Source organism: Thalassospira sp. MCCC 1A01148 (assembly GCF_001613795.1).
In the GTDB taxonomy this organism is placed as follows: domain Bacteria; phylum Pseudomonadota; class Alphaproteobacteria; order Rhodospirillales; family Thalassospiraceae; genus Thalassospira.
Window position 1 is genome coordinate 1,284,680 of record NZ_LPVZ01000020.1, and the last position, 16,652, is coordinate 1,301,331.

General features: G+C 54.9%; 20 protein-coding genes. 6 read left to right on the forward strand and 14 right to left on the reverse strand.

What is annotated here, in order from left to right:
- Positions 1 to 27: 27 nt before the first annotated feature.
- Both AUQ43_RS15310 and AUQ43_RS15315 read right to left on the reverse strand, forming a co-directional pair.
- A complete protein-coding gene (locus AUQ43_RS15310) occupies positions 28 to 351 on the reverse strand; it encodes a ferredoxin (RefSeq protein WP_062957059.1) in 324 nt (107 codons plus the stop codon).
- A 14-nt stretch (positions 352 to 365) separates the two neighbouring features.
- On the reverse strand, positions 366 to 623 hold the full coding sequence (locus tag AUQ43_RS15315; protein ID WP_062957060.1) for a DUF6489 family protein: 258 nt from the start codon (positions 621 to 623) through the stop codon (positions 366 to 368).
- Between the two features lie 325 nt (positions 624 to 948).
- Here AUQ43_RS15315 and AUQ43_RS15320 point away from each other — a divergent pair, with 325 nt between their 5' ends.
- Together AUQ43_RS15320 and AUQ43_RS15325 are read left to right on the forward strand one after the other, a co-directional pair.
- Positions 949 to 2,988 carry a thioredoxin domain-containing protein gene (locus AUQ43_RS15320; RefSeq protein ID WP_062957357.1) on the forward strand — a complete coding sequence of 680 codons (2,040 nt, stop codon included), beginning with the start codon at positions 949 to 951 and terminating at the stop codon, positions 2,986 to 2,988.
- A gap of 55 nt (positions 2,989 to 3,043) precedes the next feature.
- Entirely contained in the window at positions 3,044 to 3,532 is a 489-nt protein-coding gene (locus tag AUQ43_RS15325; RefSeq protein ID WP_062957061.1) for a methylated-DNA--[protein]-cysteine S-methyltransferase, read from the forward strand.
- Positions 3,533 to 3,548: 16 nt separating this feature from the next.
- Here AUQ43_RS15325 and AUQ43_RS15330 read toward each other — a convergent pair whose 3' ends face one another.
- The gene (locus AUQ43_RS15330; RefSeq protein WP_062957062.1) at positions 3,549 to 3,941 is read right to left on the reverse strand and encodes a VOC family protein; all 393 of its coding nucleotides are present in this window, start codon (positions 3,939 to 3,941) and stop codon (positions 3,549 to 3,551) included.
- 220 nt (positions 3,942 to 4,161) lie between these two features.
- Between AUQ43_RS15330 and AUQ43_RS15335 the strand changes: the two genes are divergently transcribed.
- Together AUQ43_RS15335 and AUQ43_RS15340 are read left to right on the forward strand one after the other, a co-directional pair.
- Positions 4,162 to 5,136 carry a quinone oxidoreductase gene (locus tag AUQ43_RS15335; RefSeq protein WP_062957063.1) on the forward strand — a complete coding sequence of 325 codons (975 nt, stop codon included), beginning with the start codon at positions 4,162 to 4,164 and terminating at the stop codon, positions 5,134 to 5,136.
- A 105-nt stretch (positions 5,137 to 5,241) separates the two neighbouring features.
- Positions 5,242 to 5,898 (forward strand): 2OG-Fe(II) oxygenase, encoded by a 657-nt coding sequence (locus AUQ43_RS15340; RefSeq protein ID WP_062957064.1) that lies wholly within the window; start codon positions 5,242 to 5,244, stop codon positions 5,896 to 5,898.
- Between the two features lie 59 nt (positions 5,899 to 5,957).
- Here the strand turns inward: AUQ43_RS15340 and AUQ43_RS15345 are convergent, their stop codons facing one another.
- Positions 5,958 to 6,491, reverse strand: a complete 534-nt coding sequence (locus AUQ43_RS15345) for an HD domain-containing protein (RefSeq protein ID WP_062957358.1) — start codon at positions 6,489 to 6,491, stop codon at positions 5,958 to 5,960.
- Positions 6,492 to 6,653: 162 nt separating this feature from the next.
- On the opposite strand from AUQ43_RS15345, the gene AUQ43_RS15350 reads away from it, so the two are divergent.
- Positions 6,654 to 6,956, forward strand: coding sequence for a hypothetical protein (locus AUQ43_RS15350; RefSeq protein WP_062957065.1), 303 nt, complete (start codon positions 6,654 to 6,656; stop codon positions 6,954 to 6,956).
- Positions 6,957 to 7,113: 157 nt separating this feature from the next.
- On the opposite strand, the gene rho is transcribed toward AUQ43_RS15350, so the two are convergent.
- The 10 genes from rho to AUQ43_RS15395 form a co-directional block, all read right to left on the reverse strand.
- Positions 7,114 to 8,379: a transcription termination factor Rho gene (gene rho, locus AUQ43_RS15355; RefSeq protein WP_062957066.1), complete on the reverse strand. Its 1,266-nt coding sequence runs from the start codon at positions 8,377 to 8,379 to the stop codon at positions 7,114 to 7,116.
- Between the two features lie 446 nt (positions 8,380 to 8,825).
- Complete coding sequence (locus AUQ43_RS15360) at positions 8,826 to 9,185, reverse strand: helix-turn-helix domain-containing protein (RefSeq protein ID WP_062957067.1); 360 nt, start codon at positions 9,183 to 9,185, stop codon at positions 8,826 to 8,828.
- Entirely contained in the window at positions 9,182 to 9,829 is a 648-nt protein-coding gene (locus AUQ43_RS15365; protein WP_062957068.1) for a Smr/MutS family protein, read from the reverse strand. The genes AUQ43_RS15360 and AUQ43_RS15365 overlap by 4 nt, the downstream gene beginning before the upstream one ends.
- A complete protein-coding gene (locus AUQ43_RS20695) occupies positions 9,807 to 9,917 on the reverse strand; it encodes a hypothetical protein (RefSeq protein WP_348657885.1) in 111 nt (36 codons plus the stop codon). The genes AUQ43_RS15365 and AUQ43_RS20695 overlap by 23 nt, the downstream gene beginning before the upstream one ends.
- Positions 9,918 to 10,054: 137 nt before the next feature.
- The gene (locus tag AUQ43_RS15370; RefSeq protein WP_062957069.1) at positions 10,055 to 10,987 is read right to left on the reverse strand and encodes an ABC transporter substrate-binding protein; all 933 of its coding nucleotides are present in this window, start codon (positions 10,985 to 10,987) and stop codon (positions 10,055 to 10,057) included.
- 1 nt (position 10,988) lies between these two features.
- Positions 10,989 to 11,702 (reverse strand): DNA polymerase III subunit epsilon, encoded by a 714-nt coding sequence (gene dnaQ, locus AUQ43_RS15375; RefSeq protein ID WP_062957070.1) that lies wholly within the window; start codon positions 11,700 to 11,702, stop codon positions 10,989 to 10,991.
- Between the two features lie 18 nt (positions 11,703 to 11,720).
- On the reverse strand, positions 11,721 to 12,305 hold the full coding sequence (gene coaE, locus AUQ43_RS15380) for a dephospho-CoA kinase (protein WP_062957071.1): 585 nt from the start codon (positions 12,303 to 12,305) through the stop codon (positions 11,721 to 11,723).
- 21 nt (positions 12,306 to 12,326) lie between these two features.
- On the reverse strand, positions 12,327 to 13,193 hold the full coding sequence (locus AUQ43_RS15385; RefSeq protein WP_062957072.1) for a shikimate dehydrogenase: 867 nt from the start codon (positions 13,191 to 13,193) through the stop codon (positions 12,327 to 12,329).
- A 54-nt stretch (positions 13,194 to 13,247) separates the two neighbouring features.
- On the reverse strand, positions 13,248 to 13,853 hold the full coding sequence (locus AUQ43_RS15390; protein WP_062957073.1) for a nucleoside triphosphate pyrophosphatase: 606 nt from the start codon (positions 13,851 to 13,853) through the stop codon (positions 13,248 to 13,250).
- A gap of 46 nt (positions 13,854 to 13,899) precedes the next feature.
- Positions 13,900 to 14,724 (reverse strand): pyruvate, water dikinase regulatory protein, encoded by an 825-nt coding sequence (locus AUQ43_RS15395; protein WP_062957074.1) that lies wholly within the window; start codon positions 14,722 to 14,724, stop codon positions 13,900 to 13,902.
- A gap of 693 nt (positions 14,725 to 15,417) precedes the next feature.
- Here AUQ43_RS15395 and hemE point away from each other — a divergent pair.
- Positions 15,418 to 16,458, forward strand: a complete 1,041-nt coding sequence (gene hemE / locus AUQ43_RS15400; protein WP_062957075.1) for a uroporphyrinogen decarboxylase — start codon at positions 15,418 to 15,420, stop codon at positions 16,456 to 16,458.
- Positions 16,459 to 16,652: the final 194 nt, after the last annotated feature.

Here is a 16,652-nt window from a genome sequence, read left to right on the forward strand (position 1 = left end):
ACAATTAATGACTTATGGGTCGGCGGATTATTGATCGGGGGTAAGCCGCAACCGTTCAACGATCTTGCCACCGATCAGATGGTCATTGAGGATCGCCTCGATGTCTTCCATCGTCTCGTAGCGATACCAGGTGCCTTCGGGATAGACCACCATCACCGGGCCAAGTTCGCAGCGATCAAGGCATCCGGCGGTATTAATCCGGGTCTGCGGCAGGCCAAGTTCCTTGGCGCGCACCTTCATGTAATTGCGAAGTCTGGTCGCACCCTTTGAATTGCAGCATCCGCGTTCATGGCCGGCCGGGCGTTCGTTCTGGCACACGAATACATGTGCCTGATAGTAGTGTTCACGCATGATATCGGGTCTGCCTAGCCTTTGTCCTTGTCACCGGTGCCGGTACCCGCATTGAACTGGCCCCAGAAGGCTTTCTGAAGCTGTTCCCAGTTCTGGATGCCCTGTGGCAGCCAGGTATTGAGCATGGTTTCCGGGTCCATCGCCGCCAGATTGGCTTTCATGCGGTCTTCGATATCTTGCATCATCGCCTTTTGCATCGGCTGAACATCAGGAAGGCCAAAGAAGGTCCGTGCCTCTTCTGGCGTGCAATCAATGTTCACGGTTACTTTCATCGCCCTGATCTCCTGAACTGTTCTCTTTGTCGATCTCTGTCTTTTTTGTCTGGCGGGGCCATTATCCCCACAAGCAAGCCCGCGGCAATCATAATAACACGCCCCGTCCCTACCATATGGAAGGTAACGTCAGGCCGCGACCGCAACTTTCACAATATTGCGATAAAAGATTCCGGCCATTTGCCTTTATGAATGACGGCATAACCCTTAGAATCACGTAAATAGCCTAATAAAGCATTGCCAGCACTGATGACTGGCGCGTGATTGCAGATCGCGCTACCGCAAACAATAAAGTCATCCGCCAATGGATGGCACAGGACACAAAATGGAACTCGCACGCAACAATCTTGGTTCGGAAACCAGCCCCTATCTTGTTCAGCATCGCGACAACCCGGTGCATTGGCAGCCCTGGAGCAGCGAAATCCTTGCTGCGGCAAAGGAGGCCAACAAGCCAATCCTGCTGTCGGTCGGGTATGCGGCGTGTCACTGGTGCCACGTCATGGCGCATGAAAGCTTTGAGGATGAGGGCATCGCCGCCCTGATGAACGAGCTTTTCATCAATATCAAGCTCGACCGCGAAGAACGCCCCGACCTTGATGCGCTTTATCAGAACGCGCTGGCCCTTCTGAGCCAACAGGGTGGCTGGCCACTGACCATGTTTTTGACCCCGGATGGCGAGCCGTTCTGGGGCGGGACCTATTTCCCCAAGGAAGCGCGCTATGGCCGGCCGGGATTTGGCGATGTGCTTAAGACCGTCGCCAAGATATATGCCGAAAAACCCGATGATGTCCGCCACAATGTCAGCCAGATTTCCAACGCGCTGATCAAGATGAACAGTGCGGCAGTTGGCGCGGTCCCCAGCCTTGAGATGATTGATCGCTGCGGCCATGGCTGCGTGCAGATCATGGACGGGGAAAATGGCGGCACATCAGGCGCGCCGAAATTCCCTCAGCCCTGTCTTTTGTCCTATATCTGGCGCACCGGTGTGCGCACCGATGATGACGGGCTGAAACGCATCGTCAAACACAGCCTGGATCGCATGTGCCAGGGCGGCATTTATGATCATCTGGGTGGCGGTTTTGCCCGCTATGCCGTCGATGACCAGTGGCTGGTGCCGCATTTCGAAAAGATGCTGTACGACAATGCCCAGCTGATTGATCTTTTGTGTGATGTCTGGCGGGTTGATCCCAATCCGCTTTATGCCAAGCGGGTCGAGGAAACCATTACCTGGATCCTGCGCGAAATGCGCATTCCCGGTGGCGCCTTTACCGCAAGCCTTGATGCCGACAGCGAAGGGGTGGAAGGCAAGTTCTATGTCTGGTCCGAAGATGAAATTGACCAGATCCTGGGCGCGGACGCCGAACTGTTCAAGAAATTCTATGACGTCTCCGCGGGTGGCAACTGGGAAGGCCAGAATATCCTTAATCGTACTGCATCAGGATTGGCGCTTGCCGATGACGCGACCGAGGAAAAGCTGGCCGAGCTTCGGGACAAGCTTCTGACCGAACGGGCAAAACGCATTCGCCCGGGATGGGATGACAAGGCGCTGACCGACTGGAACGCCATGACAATTGCCGCCTTTGCCGAGGCGGCGATGACCTTCCACCGGGCCGACTGGCTGGATTATGCCAAGCTTGCTTATGGCTTTGTGATCAACACCCTGATGAAGGATGACCGCTTCCTGCACAGCTATCGTAATAGTCGTGTGCAGCATGCCGGAATGCTGGAAGACTATGCGCATATGATCCGCGCGGCACTCAGGCTTTATGAATGCTTTGGCGAGGATGCCTATCTTAATGAAGCCATCCGGTGGTCGGCTGCGGTCGAAACCCTGTTTGCCGATGCCAAGGGCGGCTATTTCCAGTCGGCATCGGATGCCAGTGACCTTGTCGTGCGCCAAAAACCCTTCATGGATAACGCCGTGCCATCGGGCAATGCGATCATGGCCCAGAATCTGGCCAAGCTTTATGCCCTGACCGGCGATGCGCAATACCGTGATCAGGCCGAAATCACCCTTGCGGCCTTTGGCGGGCGGATCAGCGAGCAATTCCCGAACATGCCCGGCCTTATGATGGCAGCTGAAATGCTGCAAAATCCGGTGCAGATCGTTCTGATCGCCAAGGATCGCAGCCAGACCTATCTTGATATGCGCCGCGCCATTTTTGGCAGTTATCTGCCCAACCGCGCCATCACGATCCTGTCTGACGGTGATCCCCTGCCCGACGGCCATCCGGCCCAGGGCAAGACCGCGATTGACGGCAAGGAAACCGCCTATGTCTGTCAGGGTCCGGTTTGCTCGGCCCCGGTCACAAGTGCCGATGAGCTGACCAAACTGCTTGCAGATTTGCCAGCCAAGACCGCATAGCCCCCCAACAGCCCCAAAACACCCAAACCAGATCCACCGCACGAAAGACGCCACCATGCCGCAAATCTCGATCAACAGCCCCGTCGGCGCAATTACGGTTTTCGCATTTGAAGATCAAATCGTTGCGCTTGATTGGGGTTTTGTTGACGAGGTTGAAAGCACCCCGGTGCTTGAAGAAGCCCAAAAGCAGCTTACTGCCTATTTCGCAGGGCGCTTGCACAGCTTTGATTTGCCACTCGCCCCTGACGGAACAGAATTTCAAAAGGCGGTCTGGGCTGCCATGTGCAAGATCCCGTGCGGCAAAACCGCGACCTACAAGGATCTGGCGGCGATGGCCGGATCGCCCAAGGCGTTCCAGTCGGTTGGCACGGCGTGCGGATTAAACCCGATTCCGATCATGATCCCCTGTCACCGCGTTCTGGCTGCGGGCGACAAGCCGGGCGGCTATTCCGGCCATGGCGGGCTTGAAACCAAGCGTGCGCTTTTAAAGATCGAGGGTGTTGATTTACCCCTGCCCGACGATCAGGGCGATCTGCCATTATAACCTTGTTTTCGATTACTTAGTCTTTGGCGTAGCACACGGCTTGCAGCTTGTTGCCATCCGGATCTCGGACATAGGCAGCATAGTAGTTCGGGCCGTAATGCGCACGCAGGCCTGGTTGGCCTTCGTCCATGCCACCGTATTTGAGCGCCGCTGCGTGAAAGGCATCGACCATGTCACGTTGGTCCGCCTGAAACGCGATATGAGTACCATTGCCCCATGTTGCCGGGCGCCCGTCTGCCGGGCTGTAGATATAGATCGTTGGCATCTGTCTATCCCGCTCATAAGCCAGTGGCTTTTCCGGGGGTTTTGGCAATCGCTCGAAGCCCAGCGCACCGAGAACGGCGTCGTAAAACTTCGCAGAGCGGGCCTTGTCATTGGTTCCGAGCGTAATGTGGCTGATAACCGTCAATGCCGTTGTCCTTCCTTATGAACGGGTCAAGCTTGTTGCGACAAAACAAGTCTAGCAGATTGCCATGACAGGATATGTCAGGAGCAGGATGGCTGCGATCAAGCACGGCCTGTCGCAAAGATATTTTCGGTATTTCCCCTGCTGCAAATCACAGGCTTCTGCCCTACACTGCCCTCATTGACGAAACGTGCGTTCCAAAACGCAAAAAGGGAGGTCACCCATGACGAAAGCATTCCGATTTCACGAAACCGGCGGCAGTGATGTTCTGAAATTTGAAGATGTCGAAGTTGGCGCACCGGGCGAAGGCGAAGTGCGCCTGGCGCAAAAGGCGGTCGGGCTGAACTATATCGATATCTATTTCCGCTCCGGCGTCTATCCCGCACCCAGCATGCCGTCCGGCCTTGGGCTTGAAGGGGCTGGTATCATTGAGGAAGTCGGTCCGGGTGTGACGGATCTGGCCGTGGGCGATCGCGTGGCCTACGCCGCACAGCCGCTTGGTGCCTATGCCGAGGCGCGCGTGATGCCGGCCAAGGGTCTGGTGAAAATCCCCGATGATGTCAGTTTCGAACTGGCCGCGGCCGCCATGCTTCAGGGCATGACCGCGCAATATCTTTTGCGCCGGACCTATGAGGTCAAAAAGGGCGACACCATCCTGATCCATGCCGCGGCTGGCGGCGTTGGCCAGATTGTTTGCCAGTGGGCCAAGCATCTGGGGGCCACCGTGATCGGAACGGTCGGTTCCAAGGAAAAGGCCGAAATCGCCAAGGCCAAGGGCTGTGATTACCCGATCCTGTATCGCGAAGAGGTTGTCTCGGAGCGGGTCAAGGAAATCACCGATGGCCAGGGCGTTGAAGTTGTTTATGATTCAGTGGGCAAAGACACCTTTGAGGATTCGCTTAAATGCCTCAAACGGCTTGGCATGATGGTCAGCTTTGGCCAGTCATCGGGTGCAGTTCCGCCGGTGTCGCTTGCCCAGCTTGCCCCGGGGGCCTATTTCCTGACCCGGCCGAGCATCTTCCACTATAACGCCACCCGTGAAGAGCTGCTGGCCAGTGCCGGTGAGCTGTTTGACGTGCTGAAATCGGGCATTGTCACCATCGACATCACCGCGACCTACCCGCTTGCCGATGCCGCAAAGGCCCATGACGATCTTGAAAGCCGCAAAACCAACGGTTCGATCGTCTTTACCGTGTGATACGCCTTCAATCCTGACGAGAAAAGTCTAGGAACTTCCACAAAAAAGCCGATACATTGCGCGATCGGCTTTTTTCTTGTGCCTTCGCATAATGGAACCTCTGCAATGTCTGTTTCAAAAGTACAACAATCTGTCATCGCAGCCTTCAAATCGGCAAAAACCTATCAGGACCCATATCAGCACTGGTTCCTTGAAGATGTCCTCCCAGAAGGCATGGCAGAAGCCGTTTGCGCCCTTCCGATTGACGCGCCGTTTCTTGAGGTCGATGATGCCGGCACGCGTGAAGCCAACAATTCAAGCCGTCGTTACTTCGATCAGGAAAACATTGCGAAATTCGAGGCCGCCAATGACATCGCGCAGGCCTTCCATTCCCGCGAAGTTGTCGACACGGTCGAGGAAGTGTTTGGCGCCGATCTGAGTGATTCCCGCATTCGACTGGAATTTGCCCAGGATCGCGATGGTTTCTGGCTGCAGCCGCATACGGATATCGGCGTAAAGCGCTTTACCATGTTGCTCTATCTTTCTGACGAGCCGGGTCATGAAAAGCTGGGTACCGATATCTACAAGGACGCCGATACCCATTTCGGCGCATCGCCGTTCAAGCCGAACTCGGCCCTGATCTTTGTGCCATCCAACAATACCTGGCACGGCTTTGAAAAACGGACCATTCCTGGCATTCGGAAATCGCTGATTATCAACTATGTCACGCCGGACTGGCGGGCTGTTGAACAGCTGCCCTTCCCCGATAGCTACGTCAAATAACGTTCAAAGCGACGTCAAGTCAGCGTAAGAAGCCCGGTATTTCAACATTTACCGGATTTTTAGTTGCCGTGGGTGATCCGCACATCGCGTGCGATGGCGTCAAAGCGATCCGAAAGGTTGTCACTGACTTCGCGGCATGGGGCGATGACGGCTTCGGCCCAGTCGACATAGGTCAGTATCTGCCTTTCATCCCAGCCAACCGGCGTGTCGGTCAGCATCGCACCGACATTGGCGACCTTGTCGGCCAGACGCACCAGTTTGGCCCCACTGGTCAGGTTTGGGGCGGTCTCGATCTGCTTTGCCTTGCGCTCGTCACGTGGCAGGGCCTTGTCATCACTGACTTCGAGCACGATATCGGCGATGATGTCGTTAAAGCAGGCGGCGATTTCATCGCGCGTCGCACCGCAATCCTCAATCACATCATGCAGAACGGCGGCACAAAGGATGTCCTCCCCTGTGTGCGGTTCGCATTCGACAATCAGGCGGGAAACCTCGATCGGGTGATTGATATAGGGTTCCTGTGCAGCACCTTTGCGACGCTGGTCGCGATGGGCACGGGCGGCGAAATCAACGGATTTGAGTAGAAGTTGCATCAAGCGCAATACAGTCGTGAACGGAAAGCCCAGAGTCCCACGGCTTTTGCGTGGTTTCAAGCCTTCATGCATCCAACAGCAGTGAAAATTGCGCAAGTGCATGAAAAACAGCGGCAAACAGGATAGACTGACAGCAAAGCCATGACCCGGGAGAGGCCAATAATGTCACAGGAAATGCGCCTGAAACTGACCTTGTGGAATGAAAACGCCGAGACCCCGCTGCATCTGAGCGCCCTTGCCCCCAAGGATGGCTGGCAAAGCGCCCCGCCCAACCGGATCGAGGCCGGTGAAACGGTGGTGTGCGAAATCACGGCTGCCAACACACTGGCGATTACGCTCAATTACGGCACGCACCATATCGGCATTCATCTTGAAGATGACAGTTTTTCCATCGAGCCGGGCACTGCGCGTGTGGATCGCCAGAAACTTGATGGCGATCTGGCGGAAGTAAGCCTGACACTATGACCGGGACAAATACGATCCCAAGCCAGCAGCGTTTCATGTGAAACACTGCCGCGTTCTGGTCTGGCGTGTCCGGACCGCACACAAAAAACGGGGCCCGTCGTGGGGCCCCGTTTGATTTGGTCGATCCATGTCACAGGCCGTTCAGGCCCGGACGGCATCAGCCATTCATGGAATCGAAGAAGTCGTCGTTGTTCTTGGTGCCCTTGAGCTTGCCAAGGAGGAATTCCATCGCGTCCTGCGAACCCATCGGGTTGAGGATACGACGCAGCACCCACATCTTGGACAGAACGCTCTTGTCGACCAGAAGCTCTTCCTTACGGGTACCCGATTTAAGGATATCAATCGCCGGGAAGATACGTTTGTCAGACAGTTTGCGATCCAGGATAAGCTCGGAGTTACCGGTACCCTTGAATTCTTCAAAGATGACCTCGTCCATACGCGAACCGGTATCGATCAGGGCGGTCGCGATGATGGTCAGAGAGCCACCTTCTTCGATGTTACGGGCCGCACCGAAGAAGCGTTTCGGACGCTGCAGCGCGTTGGCATCAACACCACCGGTCAGGACCTTGCCCGAGCTCGGAACCACAGTGTTATAGGCGCGCGCCAGACGGGTGATCGAGTCCAGCAGGATGACAACATCATGCTTGTGTTCGACCAGACGTTTGGCCTTTTCCAGAACCATTTCGGTGACCTGAACGTGACGCTGGGCCGGTTCATCGAAGGTCGACGAAATGACTTCACCTTTTACCGAACGGTCCATGTCGGTCACTTCTTCCGGGCGTTCGTCAATCAGAAGAACGATCAGATAGGCTTCCGGGTGGTTTTCCTCGATCGCGTGCGCAATGTTTTGCAGCATCACGGTCTTACCGGTACGCGGCGGTGCGACGATCAGGGCACGCTGACCTTTACCAAGCGGAGAGACAAGCTCGATCACGCGGTTGGTGGTGTCCTTGTTCGTGCCTTCCTGATCAATTTCACGCTCCATGTGCAGCGGCTGATCGGGATACAGCGGGGTCAGGTTGTCAAAGTTGACGCGATGACGGACTTTTTCCGGCGCATCGAAGTTGACCTTGTCGACCTTGAGCAGCGCGAAATACCGTTCGCCTTCCTTGGGCGACCGGATCTGGCCTTCGACCGTATCACCGGTACGCAGACCAAAACGCCGCACCTGGCTCGGACTGACATAAATGTCGTCGGGGCCGGCAAGATAGTTTGCCTCGGGGCTGCGCAGGAAACCGAAACCATCAGGCAGTACTTCAAGAACGCCCTGACCAAAGATGGCATGGTCGTTCTCGGCCAACTGCTTGAGAATGGCAAACATCAGCTCCTGCTTGCGGAGCGTGCTGGCATTTTCGATTTCGAGTTCATCAGACAGAGCAAGCAGCTCGGTCGGAGATTTCTTTTTAAGGTCCTGAAGATGCATATGTGCGTTTAATGATCTGTGGTTGCCGAAAGGGCGAAGATTTTATGGAGATAGAAGAGAAGATGTGCGGTTGACCGTCAGGCAAGGCACTCAGGCTTTTGCTGGGGCGTGCGGACGGTTCGAAACCTTGGAGTTGCAAGAAAGGCAGGTATTTTCATGTTTCTGGATCGAAACACCACCGATTGATACCCTTGAAAATCGTAATAGTCAAACCGTGATTCGAAGAAATCACCTATTTTGACCCCCACGTTGTACAAAAAACACGCTTTTGGCCGGTGATTACCCGGATTTCGATCAACAGTTACGGAAACAAGGCCCCGGGATCGCAACAGATCGACGTCACCACCGGCACATCATCACCAGAATATCACTGGCATATCACTGGCATATCACTGGCATATCACTGGCCCGGCCATGGATATCAAACAAAGCCTGTGCGTCAATCCCTAGGCCGGGCGTTCGCGCACGATTTCAAGCATGCGACCCAGTTGATCGTCGCTCAGCCCGGCAATCCGTTCCGAAAGCAGATTGGCCAGTTCGGTTGCGGCCGGTTCCAGACCGGCGGTATCGACCGTGACCTTGGGGTGCGAAAGCTGGGCAAGGCGTTTGATGTCATCGACCTCGTCCCAGACCAGATTGAAATAGCCACATATCTGTTGCACCAGACCGGGGCTGGGCCGTCCGCGATGGCCATGTTCAAGGGCGGACAGATAGGCTGGCGACAGCTGAAGCGCGGTTGCCATATCGGTCAGTGTGACGTTGTTGCGCGCACGGAGTTCCCTGATGCGATTGCCAAAAGGTGTCACGGGCGTCTCCGTTTCAACAAGACATAAAAGGCCCCGGCCCCGCCATGCTGGATCTGGGCCTGATGAATGGCAAGAATGCGATTGCGCAGGCGCGGCGCGCTCAGCCATTGCGGGGTGCGTTCGCGCAAAAGACCGGTACGGCCATACTCATCGGGCCTTGATCCCTTGCCAGTTATTACGAGAACGCAACGTTTTCCGGCCCGCCAGCTGTCTTCGATAAAGGCATTGAGCGCATTATGGGCGACGTCCTGGGTCATGCCATGCAGATCAATGCGCCCGTCAATGGACATCTTGCCTTTCTGGAATTTTTGGGCGGTTGAGCGATCAATCCCGTCGGTGACGCCAGGTTGGAGTTCCGAAAGCTGGCGATTTTTGATCTGTGGTCCACGATCGGCATTGCGGGCCGATGGCAGATTGCGCGCTGCCCGGCTTTGCTCGGACTGTTCAAGCTTGTCGCCAAGATTGTCGGGCAAGGTGATGGCGGTATCGCTGGTGTGGATGTCGTCATCAGATGCGATCACGTCATCGCCGCCCTTGCGCTTTTTCTTGCGCAAGGGTTTGACGTCACGGGTAAAGACCTCCCACAGGGTCTTTTCATCATCCGTGACAGTGCGGCGTCGCTTATTTGGTTTCTTCTGACTCATCGACCAAGACAATATGCAAGTGGCGCGATCCATGTGCGCCAAGCTGTATCATCTGTTCGATATCACCTGTCCGCAACAGCCCGCTCAACCAAGGAATGTTCGCGGCATATTGCCGTGTCCTTCCTTTTCGCGCAACCGCGCCCGTGGCTCATTTCGGCATCTGGCGACAAACTGTTTGGTAAAAACAGACAGAACCGGCAATAGCGATCCCCGCAGGTCGGGACCTTAGGGACCAATGCCGTTCAAATCGACGCAGCTCACACCATTATTATCAAGATCAAGCATCGCCTTGAGAAACGAGCTTTCCAGATTGGTCGATAATCCGTTCTGACGCCGGTTTTCGACAAAGAAACCATTGGTTTTAAAGGTATCGAGCCGGGTCTGGAGTTTTGCGATATCACTGTCTGGCACATCGCCGCTGATCGCGATGTAAAGGTAACAGGTGCGATACGGCAAGGCGCCGGCCACATCCGGGACCGGCGTGTCGGGATTTTCGGTGCGGGCCTGATCAATATAGTGGCGCAGGATATTGCCACCGATCGCGATCAGATCCACGCGATCAGCCATCATCATCGGCAACAGCAATTCTTCACGCGGAACCATGACAAGCTGTTCGGCCCCGCGCATGCGCAAATATGCCTCGCGCGCAGAGCCAAGCAAAACGCCAATCCGGGCATCGCGCAGAAGCGTTTCAAACGCGATGTCTGGCCAACCCTTGTTTTCAAAACCGTAAAGTTTCCAGATTGTTCGACTGACCGGGCCAACCCATTTGAAAACGTCCTCGCGATAGTCCACACGCGTTGTTGGATAGATCACATGACCCGCCTCGCGGTCGGCAATTTCCATCTGCCGTTTCCACGGCATTTGGGGCACGAATTCGATATCAAGGCCGCTTTGGGTGAACAGTTCGATGGCAAGATTGTCGAAATAGCCCGGTTCCGGCCTACCGGATGCGCCTGCACGCGCACTTTCCGACAAATGAATGACATATGTGCCGTCAAATGCAGTGTTGCCGGATATGTCTTTGGCCCCGGCATCGTCGGCTTTGGCCGGTACAATATTTAGAACGGTCGTAAAGAACAGGGCAATGGCAAGGCCGGGGACGCATTTTTTGAAATGCTGTGGGAAACACACATTCGGCCACTGCCATTTTCCCATCTTATGCCTCTTGTTTTCCTAGCCACAGGGCGTCTTTGATCTTGGCTTCAACATAGGCCCTGTGGGCGGTGAGCTCTTGTTCGCTGATCACGTGCGGCCTTGGTTCCAGCCGGTTGCCACGCGGGCCCAGAACCCGGCGACCGCCGTTTTCATCATCCTGATCGCCGTTCAAGGCGTTGGGATCAAGCGACAGGCCATGCTGACGGCCCCCCAGCAGTTCGAGATAGACCTGGGCCAACAGATCGGAGTCAAGCAGGGCTCCGTGAAGGGTACGGTTGGAGTTGTCGATCTTGAACCGGCGGCACAGCGCATCAAGGCTGACCGGGGATCCGGGGAATTTCTTGCGCGCCATCTGAACGGTATCAAGGGCGCGTTCCATGGCAATGCGCGGTTTGTTCAGCCATTCAAGTTCCGCATTCAGGAACTTCATATCAAAGCTGGCATTGTGAATGACCAGAACCGAATCATCGCCAATAAACTCGATGAAATCATCGGCGACCTCGGCAAAGACCGGCTGCTCTTTGAGGAAGTCATCACCCAGACCGTGCACGTCGAATGCCTCTTTGGGCATGGGGCGCTGGGGATTGATGTACTGGTGATACTGACGGCCTGTCGGCATGTGATTGATCAGTTCGATACAACCGATTTCGACCAGTCTGTGGTCAGCATAGGGATCAAGGCCGGTGGTCTCGGTATCGAGGACAATCTCACGCATGTATTCTGGGTCCAGTGATCAACTGAGTTGGTCAATAATGCCCTGAATACATTGAAAAGTCACTGCGCGTCCCAAGCCGGTCGGGATGATGAAGTCAGCGCGCTTTCGCTTTTCAGTATCAGGCATCTGTTTGGACAGAATGGCGGAAAATTTTGCATCCGTCATCCCCTCTCGCGAAAGAACACGCTGACGTTGAACAAACCCGGGCGCGGTCACAACCGCGACATGATCGCAGCGTTTTTCACCGGATGTCTCATATAAAAGCGGAATATCAAGAACAACCAGTTTGCGCCCCAGACGGCGCTGTTTGGCAAGAAAGCGGTTTTCGGCCGCGCGCACCAATGGATGCAAAATGGTTTCAAGCTTTTTGAGAACCGCCGGATCAGCAAAGGCGATCTTGCCCAAGGCCTGTCGATCAATCCGGCCATCAGTGATCACATCGGGGAAAGCTGCGGCAATCGGATCAAAGCCCAAACCATCTGGCGCCATCAATTCGTGGATACTGGCATCGGCATCGTGAACCGGCACACCAAGGGTGCGAAACATCGCCGCCGCGGTTGATTTGCCCATTCCGATGGAGCCGGTTAACCCAAGAATTTTCATGTTAAGATTACCCTTCGGATCTTAATATGGCGAAAGTACGAAGTCGCGCAGTTCCTGGGTCACTTCCGGATCAATGCCGAACCAACGATGGAATCCCGGTCGTGCCTGATGGAGCAACATGCCAAGGCCATCGACAATCGGATTGCCGCGTTCCCTGGCCTGCGCCAAAAGATCCGTCATCAGCGGCGCATAGACAATATCAGTCACAAGGGCGGTTTGCGGCAAACCGGCCAGATCAATCTCAAGTGCGGGCTGACCAACCATGCCAAGGCTTGTCGTGTTCACAACAAGTGATGCGCCGTCCAGCGCATCGGGGGAAAGTGGCCAGTCCACAACCTTGATCCTTGGATCATTCATCTCAGCGGCCAGGTCTTCGGCGCGTTTGCGGGTCCGGTTGGCCAGACGGATTTCCGGACTACCTTCATCAAGCAAGGCGACAAGCACCGCACGGCACGCACCGCCTGCCCCAAGCACCACCGCCGGACCACTGGCAAAAGCAATTTCCGGGGCGACTTGCCGAAGGTTTTCGATAAAGCCAAAGCCGTCCGTATTGTCGCCCAGAAGACGACCATCCTTGGCGAAGGTCACAGTATTGACCGCCCCGATGCGCCGCGCGCGATCAGAAAGCTCATCACATTGGGGCATCGCCATTTCCTTTTGCGGAATGGTGACATTGACCCCGGAAAAACCCAGATCACGCAAGGAAATCAAGGCTGCCTGAAAGTTTTTCGGCTCTACGGGCAGTGGCATATAGCAACCATCAATGCCGTATTTTGCCAGCCAGTAACCATGCAAACGTGGTGATTTCGAATGCGATACCGGCCAGCCCATTACGCCCGCCAGGCGCGAGGTTCCGGTCAGGGTGCGATAGGTGTGATGCGGAGTCATCGAACGATATTTCCTGCCTGAATGCTTTGTATCAGTTGGGTATCAGTTGGATTTTTATGCTTTTAGAACGCCATGATCGCGCAAGAAGCCGATCAGCGGCAAGAGCGGCATGCCCAGAACCGTGAAGTAATCGCCGCGCACCTCGGTAAAGAGCTGCGCGCCCAGACCTTCAAGCTGATAGCCACCGACACAGTGATAAATCTCCTCACCCGCGGCATCGAGGTATTCTTCGAGCCATTCATCGGTGAAGTTGCGCACGGTAAGGTGGGCGGTATCAATCGTGCCCCAGATGCGCGAGCCTTCCTTATATATAACAGCGGCCGAAACCAGCTTGTGACTTTTGCCGCGCAGCGACAAAAGCTGTGCGCGGGTGTTGTCACGGTCCATCGGCTTGTCAAACCAGATGCCATTGCATTCCAGCATCTGATCGGCAGCAATCACGATGGCATCAGGTTGCTGGCGATACATGCGAAGCGCCTTCATTTCCGCAAGCGTCTCTGCGGCTTCGGCCGCCGTTGCGCCTTCGGCCTTCATCGCCTGTTTATAGCCATCCTCGTCAATCATCGAGGCGACGGCTTCGCATTCAACACCGGCATCGGCCAGCATTTTGTGACGGGCCTTGCTGCTGGATGCGAGAATAAGACGATGGGTATTGGGCATGGCTTTATCCTGATTGAGAGCGCGACTTCGTTTACGGGCCGCGCTTCTAGTGACCGCGCCGGTCATACATGGTTGATAAGATGATGGCCGCGGTTTCCTCGATGGAGCGACGGGTGACATTAATGATCTTCCAGCCGCGTTCGGTAAAGTACCGGCGTGCCTGGTGGACTTCATCACGCACCGCGACCGGATCAACATAATCGCCGCCCTCGCCGCGTTCGATCTGGCGCAGGCGGTTTTTACGGATCGAGACCAGCTGATCAACATCCTTGATCAGACCGACCACCAGCGGTTTTTTAAGCCCGTCAAGTTCCGGCGGCAATGGACAGCCCGGCACGAACGGAATATTCGCCGTTTTGATGCCGCGATTGGCCAGATAGACAGATGTCGGTGTTTTTGACGTACGCGAGACACCGACAATCACCACATCGGCTTCTTCCAGATCCCAGCCCGATTGCCCGTCATCATGCGACAGGGTGTAATCGATCGCCTCGATCCGGCTGAAATATTCCTCGTCCATCTTGTGAAGCGCGCCGGTCCGGCCGTGCGATTGCTGCCCCAGATAACCGGCCATCATGGTCACCGTATTATCAAGCACGTGGCTGTGCGGCACCTGCAAGCGACGACAGCCTTCTTCGAGCTTGCGGCGGATGTCCTTGTCAAACACCGTATAAAGAACAATTCCCGGATTGCGTTCGATATCGGCCAAGACACGCGCCAGCTGTGCGTCGGTTCGGATCAGCGACCAGACATGTTCATGGGCACGCACATCGGGAAACTGCGCAACACAGGCACGCGCGATGCCATCAACGGTTTCCCCGGTTGAATCCGAGACCAGATGAAGATGGAAAATTTTGTCCGTCCCGACCATGCCTGTCCGTTTCTTTGGTCAATTTTTGATCACCAAGCGGAATCTTATCCACTTTTTGCCGACCAAACGATTTTTCAAACTTTATTCAAACAACAATCCAGCTGTTCAAAATACCGATCACTAACCGGATGGATAAGGTTTTTATCGCAACCCGAAGTTAGCGGATCGGAGTCGGCCCTGTGGATAAATGTGGATAACGGGTGCGACTCCGGCCCGATTTTTTCCACAGGAATTATCCTCCCACCCATACAAACTTTCTCAAGTGCTCTGTCCCGAGCGGGATAAGTGCCAAATTTTTCCCGTAATAACAGGGATAAGAATGCAAAAACCAGACTTATTCACCTTATCCCCATTATTCAAAAACGTCTTTTCCCAAGGCAGAGTCCGGGAGTCGGTCGGAGTCGTACACAGTTTTCCCCAAGACCGGTTGAGATGAATCATTTTTCCCGAGTCGGAATGTGAATAAACTGTGCGTGAAATTTAATCCCTGTTATCCACAGGGAACTACTCACAAACAACATCCTTTTTTATTAAATAAGGTTTTGTTAGGCAGGACGTGGAAAACGTTCGGGCAAAGGCCCCAGGACAAAATTCACGAAATCACAAAACCGGCTCCGGCACCTTCTGACGATCCGTTCAGAACCGGAACCAAGCTTTAAAAAAAGCGATCGGGACAGAGAAACAGGAAACCAGATGCCCAACACCCAGAAGACCTTCTTGCGTGCCCTTGCCGGTGAAACCTTGCCTGTACCGCCGATCTGGCTGATGCGTCAGGCAGGTCGCTATTTGCCAGAATACCGCGCCACCCGCGCAGAAGCAGGCTCTTTTCTTGATCTTTGCTATAATCCTGATCTTGCTTGCGAAGTTACGCTCCAGCCCCTTCGGCGCTATGACTTCGATGCGGCGATATTGTTCTCCGATATCCTCGTTATACCGCAGGCACTGGGTCAGCATTTGGCATTCAAGCAGGGTGAAGGCCCACAGCTTGAGGCCATCAGAGATGCTTCAGGCCTTGGCAAGCTTTCGGTTGAAGGCATTCATGACACGCTTGGCCCGATCTACGAGACGGTTTCAAAGCTTTCACACGCCATCCCGTCAAGCACAGCACTGATCGGCTTTGCCGGTGCGCCCTGGACCGTTGCGACCTATATGGTCGAGGGCAAGGGATCCAAGGACTTCCCGAATATCCGCCGCTTTGCCTATGGCGATCCCGATGGTTTTGCCAAACTGATCGACATTCTGGTCGAGGCAACCACGCAGTACCTTCTGAAACAGGTTGAGGCAGGCGCAGAATGCATTCAGCTGTTTGAAACTTGGGGCGGTGTTCTGTCCGAGACCGGCTTTAATCGCTGGGTGATCGAGCCGACCAAACAGATCGTTGCAAACTTGCGCGCCGTGCATCCGGATCTGCCGATTATTGGCTTCCCGCGTGGGTGTGGATTGCATCTGGTTGATTTCAAACAGAAAACCGGTGTAACCGCGGTTGGCCTTGATAGCGGGGTGAAACTGGACTGGGTGGCGGAAAACCTTCAGAAACTGGGGCCAGTACAGGGCAATCTTGACCCGATGTTGCTGATCACTGGCGGTGATCCGATGTTTGATGAAACCAAACGCATCCTTGATACGCTGGGCAAGGGGCCATTCATCTTCAACCTTGGCCATGGCATCACGCCGGAAACGCCGCCGGAACATGTTGGCCAGCTGGTGAACTTCATCCGCGATTACAAAGGATAAATGCCGGCAATTGCTGCATTTTATTTTGTGATTTTTGAAATCAATCAAATCGATTGAAAAATTCAATGCGTATAGTGGGCTAAGTTTGTTGCGCTTGGGACCTGTTTGACCAAAATAGGCCCCGGAGCGCGACGGATTTACATATATTCCGGTTTGTCGGGAACCGGTTGAAACACGCTGTGCCATGAAGGATA